The sequence below is a fragment of the Patulibacter medicamentivorans genome, assembly GCF_000240225.1.
Classification (GTDB): domain Bacteria; phylum Actinomycetota; class Thermoleophilia; order Solirubrobacterales; family Solirubrobacteraceae; genus Patulibacter; species Patulibacter medicamentivorans.
This window is the reverse complement of the sequence record NZ_AGUD01000096.1, coordinates 1-13,220: the sequence shown is the minus strand read 5'-3', so window position 1 is coordinate 13,220 and position 13,220 is coordinate 1. Positions and strand designations below refer to the sequence as shown.

The window sequence follows — 13,220 nt, the reverse complement described above, 5'->3', positions numbered from 1 at the left end:
GTCCGCGCTCGGGCGCCCCGCGCGCGGACGCCGGCCGCGACCAGCCGGGCGATGGCGAGCGTCCCGCCTACACGGTCTACGAGGCCCGCCGCCGGTTCGGCCGCCGGCACGACCAGGACGACCAGCTCGCGCCGGAGCCCGACGGGCCCCGGCGGCCGCGGCGCCGTCGCGGCCGCCAGCGCTCGCTGCCCGTCCGGATCCTGCGGGGCGTGCTCGTCGCCGCGATCGGCTGGGTCCTGCTGTCGGTCGTCCTGTTCCTGATCTCCGCCCAGATCCACCAGCAGGGCGGCAAGGTCGACGAGGTCCTCGGCGGCGGCGGGGCGCCGTTCACCCCGACCAACGTGCTGGTGCTCGGGACCGACGCCCGGCCGAAGGGCTCCAAGGAGCCGGGCAGCGAGGGCGGCGTCTCGCGCACCGACACGATCATGCTGATGCGGACGGGCGGCTTCGCCAACGCCAAGCTCTCGGTCCCGCGCGACACGATCGTCACGATCCCCGGCCACGGCCTGTCGAAGATCAACGCCGCCTACGCCTTCGACGGCACCCGCGGCACGGTCCGCGCCGTCGAGCCGCTGACCGGGATCGACGTCAACCACGTCGCCGAGATGGACTTCCAGAACTTCCCGGGCCTGATCGACGCGATGGGCGGGATCGGGTTCACACCGAAGAGCTGCCTGACGGCGGTCGTCAGCGGCGGCAGCGGCCACGACCAGCGCTCCGGGGTCACCTCCGGGGGCGGGAGGTACTTCGGCGGCACCTCGTTCCGGCTCCGCAAGGGCGAGAGCTACCACCTCACGGGCCGGCAGGCGCTCGCGCTGGCCCGGGTCCGCAAGAACACCTGCGACGCGGGGCAGGACGACATCAACCGCGCCCAGCGCCAGCAGCAGATCCTCTCGGCGATGAAGCGGCGGGTGCTCTCCCCCGCCGGCTTCCTGCGGCTGCCGATGATCGCCTGGAAGGCCCCGCAGGCGGTCAAGACCGACATGTCCGGCTTCTCGCTGCTCGGCGTCGCGATCGGCCAGTTCCTGCCCGGCGGCGGCTCGTCCGCGGTCCTCAAGCCATCCGGCGTTCAGACCCTCCCGGACGGCGGTCAGGGCCTGATCGTGAACCAGTCCGACGTCGACCGGGCGCGCCGCAAGTTCGACAAGTGAGGGCCCGCGGGCGACCCGCTCAGGGCTGCTTGGGGTGCTGCTTGGGCGAGTCGCCGCGGACCTTCGCGGCGGCCCGGGCCTGCGCCTGCTGGGCCTTGCGGCGGTCGCTGTCGGCCTTCGCCTTCTCGCGCTCGCGGCGCTGGGCGTGCATCTTGGCGTCGTGGGCGTCGGCGCCCGCCTCGGCCGCCCGCTCCAGCTCGCGGTTGCCGCGGACGGTGCCGACGTCGTTGGCGTAGAAGCCCTTGCCCTTGAAGTGGATCGCCGGCGCGTGGAGGACGCGCTGGACCGGCTCGCCCGTCTCGGGGTCGTGCGTCAGCGCGTCGTCGGTGAACTTCTGCAGGACCTCGAAGGTCGTCCCGTCGGGGCGGCGGTACTCGTAGACCGGCATCGCGGGCGCCGTGTCCGGTCAGTCGCTGGAGGAGCTCGACCCGGACCCCGACGAGCTGGAGGCGGCCGCCGTGCCGCTGCTCGACGACGAGGACCCGTCGCTCGACGAGGACGACCCCGAGGAGCCGCTGCCGCTGTCCGACGACGACGCGCTGCTCGACGAGCCTCCGTCGCCGCTGCCGCTGTCGCTCGACCCGCCGCCGTCTCCCGAGCTGCTCCCGCTGTCGCCGACCGGCCGCTTCTTGGTGCCGTAGTCGGTGTTGTGGAAGCCCTTCCCCTTGAAGTGGATCGCCGGGGCGCTCAGCACGCGCTGGACCGGCTCACCGCTGTCGGGATCGTGCGTGAGCGCGTCGTCCGAGAACTTCTGCAGGACCTCGAACGTGGTCCCATCGGGGCGGCGGTACTCGTAGATGGGCATCGGATCACGGAGTATAGGACGGCCGCAACAGGAGCGACCTGTCGTTGGCACTCCTCTTCGGAGAGTGCCAAAGACAGCGCTGGATCATGCGGCCGCCAGACGCGATCGGCCCGGTTCGACCTCCAGCAGCCCGCGACCCAGCGCCGCCACCTCGATCGTCGCCTCGCGCGAGCGGCGGCCGACGCCGATCGTGTTGGCGAAGCCGTGGATCAGGTCCGGCATCCGCCGGACGACGACCGGCGTCCCGGCCGCGCGGAGGGCCGCGGCGTAGGCCTCGCCCTCGTCGCGGAGCGGGTCGAAGCCGGCCGTCACGATCACCGCCGGCGGCAGCCCCGACAGGTCGCCGGCCCGCAGCGGCGAGAGCCGCGGATCGGCCCGGTCGGGAGCGTCCGGGCGCTCCGGATCGCCGCCGAGGTAGTGGCGCTCGCACCAGTCCATCGACTCGCGCTCGAGGTAGAAGCCGGTCGCGAAGCGCTCGCGCGAGCCGTACTCGCCGGCCCAGTCGACGGTCGGGTAGAAGAGCAGCTGCAGCGACGGCGACGGCTCGCCGGCGCGGGTGGCCTGCTGGGCGACGACGGCCGACAGGTTGCCGCCGGCGCTGTCGCCCCCGACCCCGATCCGGTCGGGGTCGGCCCCCAGCTCGGCGGCGTGGGCGACGGCCCAGCGCCAGGCGGCCAGCGCGTCGTCGGGCGCCGCCGGCCACGGATGCTCCGGTGCCAGCCGGTAGTCGACGGCCAGCACCAGCACGCCCATCCGGCGGCAGAGCAGCCGGCAGAGCCCGTCGTGGGAGTCGAGGTCGCCGAGCACGAACCCGCCGCCGTGGAGGAAGACCAGCAGCGGCGGCCGCTCGACCACCGGCTGCCAGGTGCCGGCGGGGTTGCGGATCCCGCCGGGACGGTAGAGCCGGGCGTCGAGCGGTCCGGCCGCGCCGTCGACCTGCAGCGCCTCGGCGGCGGCGACCCGCACCGGCCGGCCGGCCGCGACCAGCGCCTCGTGGCGGATCGTCTCGCGCGCCTGCGCGACGGACTGCTCGTGCCAGGCCGGGTAGCGCATCCGCCGCCGCAGCTCGAGCATCGCCTGCGTCGCCGGATCCAGCACCTGGCCCTCGACGCGGACCGACCGCCCGATCCGCACGCGACGGTCGCCGCTGCCGGTCGCTCGCAGCGCGCCGAGCGCCCGTCGCTCGAAGCGCCCTCGCGGGTCGAGCGCCGGGGGCGGTGCGGGATCGGCGGAGCGGCGTCCGGGCATGGCTCCACCCTACCGGCAAGTAGGGCCGTTCTGGAGACGACCGCGACCGGCGGCCCGCGCGCGGGCCGCCCGCGCGGGACGAGGTCGAGCGCCGCCAGCCACTACGCTCCCGCGCATGGCCCCCGATGTCGTGACCATGGACAAGATCGTCGCCCTCTGCAAGCGGCGCGGTTTCGTGTTCCCCGCCTCGGAGATCTACGGCGGGATCGCCAACACCTACGACTACGGCCACTACGGCGTTCTGCTGAAGAACAACGTCAAGGCCGAGTGGTGGCGGGCGATGCTGCAGGACCGCGACGACATCGTGGCGCTCGACTCGGCGATCATCCAGCACCCCCGGGTCTGGCAGTCGTCGGGCCACCTGGCCGGCTTCAGCGACCCGCTCGTCCAGTGCCTGGGCAAGTGCAAGAAGCGCTACCGCCTGGACCACCTGCAGGAGGCCGCCGTCGAGGCCGGCGAGGACCCGGCGCTGGTCCGCTGCCCGACCTGCGGCGGCGAGCTGTCGGAGCCGCGCGAGTTCAACCTGATGTTCAAGACCCAGATCGGCACGGTCGAGGACACCGCGTCGACGGTCTACCTGCGTCCGGAGACCGCCCAGGGGATCTTCGTCGACTTCAAGCAGGTGCTGGCGATCAGCCGCAAGAAGCCGCCGTTCGGGATCGCCCAGATCGGCAAGTCGTTCCGCAACGAGATCACGCCCGGCAACTTCATCTTCCGGACCCTCGAGTTCGAGCAGATGGAGATGGAGTTCTTCGTCCCGCCGGCCGAGTCGACCGAGTGGTACGAGCACTGGAAGCAGGCCCGCTTCGACTGGTACACCGAGTTGGGCGTGCGCGAGTCGCACCTGCGCCTGCGCCCGCACGAGGACGACGAGCTGAGCCACTACAGCTCGCGGACCGCCGACGTCGAGTACCTGTTCCCGATCGGCTGGTCCGAGCTCGAGGGCGTCGCCGACCGCGGCGACTTCGACCTGAGCGCCCACGCTGCCGGCGCCAAGACGAAGATCGAGGTCTTCGACGAGGCCTCCGGCGAGCGCTACGTCCCGCACGTGATCGAGCCCGCCGCCGGCTGCGACCGCGCGACCCTGGCGTTCCTCGTCGACGCCTACGACGAGGAGACCCTCGAGGGCGGCGACGTGCGGACGGTCCTGCGCCTGCACCCGCGGCTGGCGCCGGTCAAGGTCGCCGTCTTCCCGCTGGTCAAGAAGGACGGCCAGCCGGAGCTGGCCAAGGAGGTCCGCGACAGCCTCCGCCGCGTCGGCCAGACCGACTACGACGAGGCCGGCGCGATCGGCAAGCGCTACCGCCGCCAGGACGAGATCGGCACCCCGTGGTGCGTGACCGTCGACCACCAGTCGCTCGAGGACCGGACGGTGACCGTCCGCGACCGCGACTCGCTGGAGCAGGTGCGGGTCGCGATCGACGACCTGCCCTCGCTGTTCGCCGGCCGGCTGGCCGAGCGCTGGACCTCGCCGAAGGGCGACTGAGGTCCGGCGGCGGCGCGGACGAGCGCCCGCGCCGCCGGCCGTCCCGGCTCAGCCGTCGCTGCCGCAGTCCTTCATGCCGTAGGCCCGCGCCTTGGCGGTGGCGTCGGCGAACGGGCTGGTGGTGCTCGCGACCGTCGCCGCCGGATCGGCCTTCGCCCGCTTCAGCCCCGCGTCGAGGTCGTCGTAGATCGCGTCGATCGTGTCGCCGTCGCCCTTCGGCTTGTCGAGGGCGCGCAGCTCCTTCAGCTGGCTCTCGATGTTCGGCAGCACGATCTCGCTGACGACGCTGGCGACCTGCTCCTTGGTCGGCGAGCTGCCGAGCGCGCTGAGCTTGGCCTGCGCGTCCTTCTGCGAGGCCGCGTCGCCCTTCTTGCAGATCGCGTCGGCCTTGGTGATGTACTCGGCCTTCGTCGGCGCGTCGTCGCCCCCGCAGCCGGCAAGCAGCAGTGCCACGCCCAGCGCGGACGTGATGAACATGCGTGAGCGCATGGAGTTCCCCCGTGATGTCGACCCGGTCCGCGGTCGCGGACCCGGACCGCAGCCTAGTGACGGGGCGTGCGACCAGCTGGCAGGTGGCGTCAGCCGTCCGCGACGCCGCCGCGGTGGCGCCGATGTACGGCGTTCGACGCGGTCAGCGGACGCCAGCTTCCCGAGCGGGCCGCGAGATGACGCCACCTGATTCGCCGGAGCGCACTGCGGCGCCGTCGCCCGCGGGGATCCCGTCCCATCGACCGACTCCCCGTCCGACGCTACGGTGGACCCATGCCGACCGTCGAGCATCCGCTGTTCTCGCGCGTGTGGTCATGGGCGATGCGCCACGAGCCGCGCGACGTCGTCCGTGCCCGCGGCGAGCTGCTGCAGGGCCTCAGCGGCCGTGTCCTCGAGGTCGGTGCCGGCACCGGCTCGAACTTCGCCCACTACCCCGAGACGGTCACCGAGATCGTCGCCATCGAGCCCGATCGGCTCCTCCGCGAGGAGGCCACCGTCGTCGCGGCGGCCCGCGAGACCGCCGTCCCCGGAACCCGGATCCACGTCCGCGATGGGACCTTCGAGGCCCTGCCGGCCGACGCCGCCGGCCCGTTCGACGCGGTCGTCTGCTCGCTCGTGCTCTGCTCGGTCGCCGACGTGCCGGGATCGCTGGCGTCGGCCTACGCGGCGCTGCGGCCCGGCGGCCAGCTGCGCTACTACGAGCACGTCGCCACCGATGGCTGGCTCGGAGGCCTGCAGCGGACCGTCGACGCGACCTTCTGGCCGCGCGCGTTCGGGGGCTGCCACACCCACCGCGACACCGTCGGCGCGATCGACCGCGCCGGCTTCGAGCGGATCCAGCACCGCGACATCCGTGGCGCCCCGCGGTGGGCCCCGGTGCCGATCTCGCCGCTGGCGCTCGGCATCGCCCAGCGGCCCGCCTGAGCGCGGGGCCGAGCCGGCCCTTCGGAGTCGTGGCTGGGTCGGTCAGCCGGCGGGACGTTGCGGCTGGTGGTCGGGGCGGTGGTGGCTCGGCCGGCCTGGGGGGTGTTGGGGCGGCTGCCGCTTGCCCGCGCTGTCGGTCGGTGGTGGCTGGTGGTCGAGGCGGTGGCGGCTCCGCCGGCCTAGGGGCATTGGGGCGACTGCCGCTTGCCCTGGTCGTTTCGCGGACTGGTCGTGATTCGGCGGACCTGGTGATGAGTCCAGCCCGGCATTGACGGGGCGAGTGGCCGGTGCCCTGACAGGTTCGATGGCGGCGACTCGGCAAAGGCAGCCGGCTGGGTCGAGGTGGTTGGGCAACGCGGCTGCTCGGAATGCGGCGCGGTGCTGGCTGACACGGTGGGCGGTCGGTGGCGAGGGTCAGTCGAGGTGGTCAACGTCGTTCACCCTCGCCCGTGCGGGGACTGAGTGACGTTGACCCCCACATGTGGCGGTCAACGTGACAAAGGCCCCCGCACCGTGGCGGTGAGTGACGTTGCCCCCTCGCGGCGCGGGCCGGCACTCCTCGCTCGCGACATGCGTCGTCTGGAGCCCCCGCCCTGACGACGCGGCCAACCCACCAGGGCCGAGCCGCTGCGGCTGACCCACCCGCGGCACCCGCCACTCCCCCGTCGATGCCGGACCGGACTCATCGTCGGACAACGCCGAGTCACCTCGGCATCGCCCAGCAGCACGGGCAAGCGGCAGCGGCCCCAATGCCTCCAGGCCGGGGGAGCGACCGTCGTCTCGAGCACCAGCCGCCACCGATCGCCCGCGAGCCACCACCGACCACGCCACGCCGCCCACCAGACCCGGCCCAACAAGCCCAGACCCAGCCCAGGCCAGCCGCACCGACCAGCCCAATCGGGCCGACCCGGCCCAGGCCCAGCCTCTACGCCTTGGGCCCGTTGCGCACCAGCGCCCCGACGGCGCGCTTGGCCGCCTCGACGACCGGCTCCATGTCCGCCTCCGGGTTGGACATGAACCGCAGGGCCAGGCCGTGGCCGAAGCCGATCACGACGTCGGCGACGACCTCGGGGGCGGCGCCGATCGTGATCCGGCCGTCGTCGACGAGCGTCTGCAGCCGCTGGGCGAACGCGTCGGTCATCGCCTGGGTCATGGCCGACAGCTCGTCGGCGATCTCCGGCATCCGCTGGGCGAGCGTGTAGAGCTCCAGCAGCAGCGAGACGAACGCCGGCTCGTGTCGGACCGTGGCGTAGAGCGAGCGGACCCAGAGCATCCCCAGGTCCTCGGCGTTGGCCGCGCGGGCCAGCTCGCCGGACATCGCCTCCAGGCGGACCTCGGAGTCGCGCTTGGCGACCTCGACGAGCAGCCGCTCCTTCGACCCGAAGTAGTAGTGCAGCAGCCCGCGCGAGACGCCGGCCTCGCGCGCGACGTGGTCGAACGTCGATCCGGCGACGCCCCGACGGGAGACGCTGCTGCGCATCGCGTCGACGATCCGCAGCGCCTTGTCGGTGGCCAGCGTCTTGGTCGCGTCGTTCGCCACCAACCCAGGATAGCTGGCTGGCTGGCCAACCGGGGTTTCCTCCCGCTCCTGGGAGGAGAGGACCGGGCGCCGGGCGCGTCGCGCGCCCGGCTGCCCCGGTCGATCAGCTGCCGGCGGTGGTGGCGGTCGCCGCCGCCCCGGTGCCGTTCTGCGACGCCGCGGCGGGCGCGCTCGCGCCGACCGAGTAGTCGAGCTCCTCCTCGGGCCCGAAGACGACGTCGAGCGCCTTGGAGCGCAGCGACGGGACCGTGACGATCGCGGCCGCGGCGCCGCCGGCGCCGAGGATCAGCAGGCCGAGGAACCCGCCCCGCTTCTTCTTCTTGGCCTTCGCCTTCGCCTTCGCCTTGCCCGGCTTGGACAACGCCGCCTTGGCGTCCAGCAGCGCGCCGGACGCGTTGCGCAGCTCGCTGTGGACCTTCTTGTCCTGCAGGAGCGCCTGCGGGTTGCCGGCCACGCGGGCGTAGGCGTTCCTGGCCGCCTCGGCCAGCTGCCGCAGGTCCTCGTGCAGGTCCTGGTTCTCGAGCAGGTTGCGGACGGCCTCCTCGCCGGCGGCCACCTGCTTCCCGGCCTTGCCCGCCTGCTTGCGGGCCCTCTTGGCCTGCTTCTTCAGCTGCTTCTTGGACTGGGTCTTGCGCGCCATGGTCCTCCGTCTCGGAGTCGTGGGAACCGCGGCCCGTCAGGGCGTCCGCCGAGGCGGGCGCGGGCGGGCGGGCCGGGTCCGTTCGCCGTACCCGACGAGCCTATCGCGCGTTCCCGGTGCCGGAGCCCCGTCGCCGCGAGACCGGGGCCAGCGCGACCTCGAGGACCTCCTCGACCTGGTCGACCCAGGTGAACGCGATCCGCGACCGCAGGGCCTCGGGCACGTCGTCGGCGTCGCGCTCGTTCTCGCGCGGGGCGATCACGCGGGCGACCCCGTTTCGCTGGGCGGCGAGCGCCTTCTCCTTCAGGCCCCCGATCGGCAGCACCTCGCCGGTGAGGGTGATCTCGCCGGTCATCGCGACGTCGGCCCGGACCTCGCGGCCCGACAGCAGCGAGCTGATCGCGGTCGCGATCGTGATCCCGGCCGACGGCCCGTCCTTGGGCGTCGCGCCGGCGGGCACGTGGACGTGCAGGTCGTGCTCGGCGAACCAGTCCGGCGGCAGCTCGGGGGCGACCAGGTCGAGGTGCCCGCGGACCCACGTCAGCGCCGCCCGCACCGACTCGGTCATCACGTCGCCGAGCTGGCCGGTGGTCGTCAGGCGGCCCTTGCCGGGCATCGCCGCGGCCTCGACGAACAGCACGTCGCCGCCAACCGGCGTCCACGCCAGGCCGGTGGCCACGCCCGGCCGGCTGGTCCGCTTGCGCAGCTCCTGGTGGAAGGGCGGGCGCCCGAGCAGCTCCTCGACCCGTGAGCGGGAGACGGTCGTGCGGCGCTGGACCGCCTTCTTCGCGCCCTTCTTCTTCGTCGCCTTGCCGTTGGACGACGCCGGGCCCTGGTCGGCCTCGACGATCTCGCGCGCGATCTTGCGAACCACGCGACCGATCTCGCGCTCGAGGTTGCGGACGCCGGCCTCGCGCGTGTAGTCGTCGATCAGCGCCCGCAGCGCCGGATCGCCGAAGGTCAGCCAGCTGCGCCGCAGGCCGTGGCGGTCGAGCTGCCGCGGCACCAGGTAGCGCTTGGCGATCTCCAGCTTCTCCTGCGCCGTGTAGCCGGCCAGCTGGATGACCTCCATCCGGTCGCGGAGCGGCCCCGGAACGGTGTCGAGCGTGTTCGCGGTGGTGATGAACATGACCCGCGAGAGGTCGAACGGCACGTCCAGGTAGTGGTCGCGGAAGCTCGAGTTCTGCTCCGGGTCGAGGACCTCGAGCATCGCGCTCGACGGGTCGCCGCGGTAGTCGGAGCCCATCTTGTCGATCTCGTCGATCATCAGCAGCGGGTTGTTCGAGCCCGCGTCGCGCAGCGCGCGGATGATCGTGCCCGGCATCGCGCCGATGTAGGTCCGGCGGTGGCCGCGGATCTCCGCCTCGTCGCGGACCCCGCCGGCCGAGATCCGCTCGAAGTTGCGTCCCATCGCCCGCGCGATCGAGCGCCCGAGCGACGTCTTGCCGACGCCAGGCGGGCCGACGAAGCAGAGGATCGAGCCGCGGGCGTCCGGCTTCAGCTGGCGGACGGCGAGGAACTCGAGGATCCGCTCCTTGACCTTGTCGAGCCCGAAGTGGTCGGCGTCGAGCACCGAGCGCGCGTGGACCAGGTCGAGGTCGTCGATCGTGCGGTCGCTCCACGGCAGCGAGACGATCCACTCCAGGTAGGTGCGGATCACGCCGTGCTCGGCCGAGGCCTGCGGGATCGACTCCAGCCGCCGCAGCTCGCGGTCGGCCTGCTTGGCGACCTGCTCGGGCAGGTCGAGCGCGTCGAGCTGCTCGCGCAGCTCGCCGACCTCGGCCTCCTGCGGGTCGCTCTCCCCCAGCTCCTCCTGGATCGCCTTCAGCTGCTGGCGCAGGACGTACTCGCGCTGGCCCTTCTCCAGCTCGGACTGGACCTGCGACTGGATCTGCGATCCGATCGAGATCACCTCGAGCTCGCGGGCGAGGATCTCGACCAGGTGCCGCAGCCGGGTCCCGAGATCGGTCTCCTCCAGCAGCCGCTGCTTCTCGCTCGAGCCGAGCCGCAGCGAGCCGGCGATCAGGTGGCTGAGCGCGATCGGGTCGTCGATGTTGGCGACCGCCAGCTGCAGCTCCTCGGGCAGGTACGGGACCGCCTCGACGATCCGCGAGAACGTCTCCTGGACGTTGCGCTGGAGCGCGGTCAGCTCCGCCGTCGGCGGGTCGCTGACGCCCTCGTCGGGCGCGTCCTCGGTGTGGGCGACGAGATAGGGCTCGGTCTGCTCGTAGTCGTGGATCCGGACCCGCTGGGCGCCCTGGACCAGCAGCCGCAGCGTGCCGTCCGGGACCTTGAGCATCCGCGCGACCTGGCCGACCACGCCGACCGTGTAGAGCTGGTCGGGCCCCGGGATCTCGACGTCGGGCTCGCGCGAGGCGACGAGCACCAGCCGCCGGTCGCCGGCCAGCACGTCGTCGACGAGCTTGATCGAGCGCTCCTGGCCGATCGCCAGCGGGATCATCGTGTCGGGGACCGGCACGGTGTCGCGCAGCGGCAGCACCGGCAGCGCGCCGGCGACCGGGGTCGCGCCCGGTCCTCCGACCTCGACCTCCTGGGCGGGGGCGCCGTCGGCGACGATCTCGATCACGAGCCGGCCTCGTCCTCGTCGACCTCGATCGGGACGCTGCGGCGAGCGTCGCGCGGGCGCATCAGCGGCAACTCGACCCGCAGGATCCCGTCGCGGTACGTCGCGCGCGCCTCGTCGGCGATCACGTCGGCGCCCAGCTGGACGACGCGCCGGAACGGGCCGGTGCCGATCTCGACCTGCTGGTAGGCGCGGCCCTCCGCCTCGACCGGGGCGCGGGCCCCGGCCAGCACCAGCTCGCGGCCGCGGATCTCCAGCCCGACCTGGTCGATGTCGACCCCGGCCAGGTCGGCGTGGACAACGGCCCGCGGCACGCCCGCGCGGTCGCCCTCGGTCGGCGTCTCGTAGAAGACGTCGACGGCCGGCTCGAAGCCGACCCGCCGCACGCGCCCGAGCAGACCGCGGTCCAGCACCCCGCCGAACAGCTCGTCCATCTCGCGGCGCATCCGCTCGAAGTTGGCGAACAGGTCGCCCTCGCGGGAACGCATGCCCGGAATCTACCGCCGCCCGCCGCGGGTGGATGCCTGGTGTTCGTAGACGCCAGGCGCCGCCCGCCGGTCAGACGTCGTAGAGCGCGTCGGCGTGCGCCATGTCGATCGGGACGCCGCCGGCGGCGTCGGTCGCCCGCTGGAGCGCGACGTCGCGGTTCTCCTCGTCGGAGATGTGGATCAGCACGGCGCGCTTGACCTCGGCGCGGCGCGCGTGGTCGCCCGCCTCCGCCGCGGTCAGGTGCCCGCGGGGCCCGGAGCGCTCGGGCCGCGGCAGCGTCGCCTCGACGAAGAAGAGGTCGGCGCCGCGGGCGAACTCGATCAGCTCGTCGTTGGGGGCGCAGTCCGAGCCGTAGACGAAGCGCCCGCCGGTGACGGTCGAGGTGATCTCGATCGCGTAGGCCGGCAGGAAGTGCGGGACCTCGCCGAAGCGCAGCCGGAACGGGCCGATCTCGAGCACCCCCGCGGGGTCGTACTCGCTGGTCGCGAAGGCCCGCTCGACCAGGTCGGGCATCCCCCACGCGGTCATCACCGTCCGCATCACCTTGGTCCCGCCGGGCGGCAGGTACAGGTCCGGGCGGGCCGGGTGGTCGGTGCCGGGCCACGGCGGGACCGGCACCGGCTGCTGCCGCGGAGCGAAGACCAGCGCGTAGCTGTACGGCACCAGGTCGAGGGTGTGGTCGGCGTGGCAGTGCGAGACCACGCAGGCGTTCAGCGACGTGTAGTCGATGTGCGCGCGCAGCTTGCCGAAGACCCCGTTGCCGCACTCGACGAGCAACCGGAAGTCGCCTTCCTCCACGAGGTATCCACTGCAGGCGCCATCGACGTCCTGCCAAGCGGGCGACTTGCCCAGGATCCTCACCCGCACGCCGTCTCCCTCCGCACGATCGGCACAGTCTAGGGCGAGGGCTCCGCCGGGGCGCACAGCGTCGACCAAACGGTGCACGACGGCGTGCAGCGGAGCGGTCCGTGGCATCCGCCCGCGGGCGGATGCCTGGTGCTCGTGGACCGCGGAGGCCGGGGCGGGCGACGCGAGAGCCGTACCCCGGCACTGCCGAGCGCCGCCCGGCCGAGATGCGCCGGTGTACGTGCGCCTCGCGTCGCTCGCCGGCTACGCGGTGACCGCGACCTGCTCGTCGCTGTAGGTCTCGCCCGCCTCGGCCTTCGCGACCAGCGAGGCCGGCGGCTCGAAGCGCTCGCCGTAGGTCGCGGCCAGCTCGCGGGCGCGGGCGACGAAGCCGGCCGGGCCGGTCGTCTCGTCGCTGCCCGGGGTCTGGTAGCCGTTGATGTACTGCAGCACGCCACCGGTCCAGGCCGGGAAGCCGATCCCGAAGATCGAGCCGATGTTGGCGTCGGAGACCGTCTCGAGGACGCCCTCGTCGAGGCACTTGACCGTCTCGATCGCCTCGACGAAGAGCATCCGCTCGACGAGGTCGGTCAGCGGCACCGTCGCCGGATCGGCGTTGGCGGCCGGGACCTTGGCGCCGAACAGGGTCGGCAGCTCGCTCCAGAGGCCGACGCGCTTGCCGTCGACGTACTCGTAGAAGCCCGCGCCGCGCAGGCGGCCCGGACGACCGGCCTCGATCATCTTGTCGATCACGTCGAAGGCCGGGTGCGCGACGGGGATCGTCGAGCCCTCGGCCTCGAGCGCCTCGAGCGTCGCCTTGCGGATCTTGACCATCAGCTCCATGTTCAGCTCGTCGGTGAGCTGGAGCACGGGGGCCGGGTAGCCCGCCTTCGACGAGGCGTGCTCGATCGTCGCCGCGGGCACGCCCTCGGCGAGGAACGAGATCCCCTCGTTGACGAAGGTGCCGATCACGCGGCTGGTGAAGAAGCCGCGCGAGTCGTTGACGACGATCGGGGTC

13 protein-coding genes and 1 pseudogene are annotated in these 13,220 nt (G+C 73.1%); 4 read left to right on the top strand and 10 right to left on the bottom strand.

Annotated elements, in window-relative coordinates; translation table 11 throughout:
• On the top strand, positions 1 to 1,151 hold a 1,151-nt coding region (locus PAI11_RS08355; RefSeq protein WP_040599258.1), incomplete at its 5' end, for an LCP family protein.
• 19 nt (positions 1,152 to 1,170) lie between these two features.
• On the opposite strand, the gene PAI11_RS08350 is transcribed toward PAI11_RS08355, so the two are convergent.
• Positions 1,171 to 1,539 carry an FmdB family zinc ribbon protein gene (locus tag PAI11_RS08350; protein ID WP_007573017.1) on the bottom strand — a complete coding sequence of 123 codons (369 nt, stop codon included), beginning with the start codon at positions 1,537 to 1,539 and terminating at the stop codon, positions 1,171 to 1,173.
• A 10-nt stretch (positions 1,540 to 1,549) separates the two neighbouring features.
• Between PAI11_RS08350 and PAI11_RS28075 the strand changes: the two genes are divergently transcribed.
• Positions 1,550 to 1,792, top strand: a complete 243-nt coding sequence (locus PAI11_RS28075; RefSeq protein ID WP_007573015.1) for a hypothetical protein — start codon at positions 1,550 to 1,552, stop codon at positions 1,790 to 1,792.
• Between the two features lie 26 nt (positions 1,793 to 1,818).
• Here PAI11_RS28075 and PAI11_RS28455 read toward each other — a convergent pair.
• Positions 1,819 to 1,956, bottom strand: a pseudogene (locus PAI11_RS28455) (FmdB family zinc ribbon protein); the annotation flags it as partial.
• Positions 1,957 to 2,040: 84 nt separating this feature from the next.
• Entirely contained in the window at positions 2,041 to 3,204 is a 1,164-nt protein-coding gene (locus PAI11_RS08340) for an alpha/beta hydrolase (protein WP_007573013.1), read from the bottom strand.
• Between the two features lie 115 nt (positions 3,205 to 3,319).
• On the opposite strand from PAI11_RS08340, the gene PAI11_RS08335 reads away from it, so the two are divergent.
• Complete coding sequence (locus PAI11_RS08335) at positions 3,320 to 4,690, top strand: glycine--tRNA ligase (protein ID WP_007573011.1); 1,371 nt, start codon at positions 3,320 to 3,322, stop codon at positions 4,688 to 4,690.
• A gap of 48 nt (positions 4,691 to 4,738) precedes the next feature.
• Here the strand turns inward: PAI11_RS08335 and PAI11_RS08330 are convergent, their stop codons facing one another.
• Positions 4,739 to 5,167 (bottom strand): hypothetical protein, encoded by a 429-nt coding sequence (locus PAI11_RS08330; RefSeq protein WP_007573009.1) that lies wholly within the window; start codon positions 5,165 to 5,167, stop codon positions 4,739 to 4,741.
• 285 nt (positions 5,168 to 5,452) lie between these two features.
• Here PAI11_RS08330 and PAI11_RS08325 point away from each other — a divergent pair, with 285 nt between their 5' ends.
• Positions 5,453 to 6,103: a class I SAM-dependent methyltransferase gene (locus tag PAI11_RS08325; RefSeq protein ID WP_007573008.1), complete on the top strand. Its 651-nt coding sequence runs from the start codon at positions 5,453 to 5,455 to the stop codon at positions 6,101 to 6,103.
• A gap of 925 nt (positions 6,104 to 7,028) precedes the next feature.
• On the opposite strand, the gene PAI11_RS08320 is transcribed toward PAI11_RS08325, so the two are convergent.
• From PAI11_RS08320 to PAI11_RS08295, 6 genes are all read right to left on the bottom strand, one after another.
• Entirely contained in the window at positions 7,029 to 7,643 is a 615-nt protein-coding gene (locus PAI11_RS08320; protein ID WP_007573006.1) for a TetR/AcrR family transcriptional regulator, read from the bottom strand.
• 103 nt (positions 7,644 to 7,746) lie between these two features.
• Complete coding sequence (locus PAI11_RS08315; RefSeq protein WP_007573004.1) at positions 7,747 to 8,283, bottom strand: hypothetical protein; 537 nt, start codon at positions 8,281 to 8,283, stop codon at positions 7,747 to 7,749.
• A gap of 100 nt (positions 8,284 to 8,383) precedes the next feature.
• Positions 8,384 to 10,870 (bottom strand): endopeptidase La, encoded by a 2,487-nt coding sequence (gene lon / locus PAI11_RS08310; protein ID WP_007573002.1) that lies wholly within the window; start codon positions 10,868 to 10,870, stop codon positions 8,384 to 8,386.
• Positions 10,867 to 11,355, bottom strand: coding sequence for an Hsp20/alpha crystallin family protein (locus PAI11_RS08305; protein WP_007573000.1), 489 nt, complete (start codon positions 11,353 to 11,355; stop codon positions 10,867 to 10,869). The genes lon and PAI11_RS08305 overlap by 4 nt, the downstream gene beginning before the upstream one ends.
• A gap of 70 nt (positions 11,356 to 11,425) precedes the next feature.
• A complete protein-coding gene (locus PAI11_RS08300) occupies positions 11,426 to 12,223 on the bottom strand; it encodes an MBL fold metallo-hydrolase (protein WP_170320705.1) in 798 nt (265 codons plus the stop codon).
• A gap of 243 nt (positions 12,224 to 12,466) precedes the next feature.
• Positions 12,467 to 13,220, bottom strand: a 754-nt coding sequence (locus tag PAI11_RS08295) for a 3-hydroxyacyl-CoA dehydrogenase family protein (RefSeq protein WP_040599255.1), incomplete at its 5' end; no start/stop codon positions are given.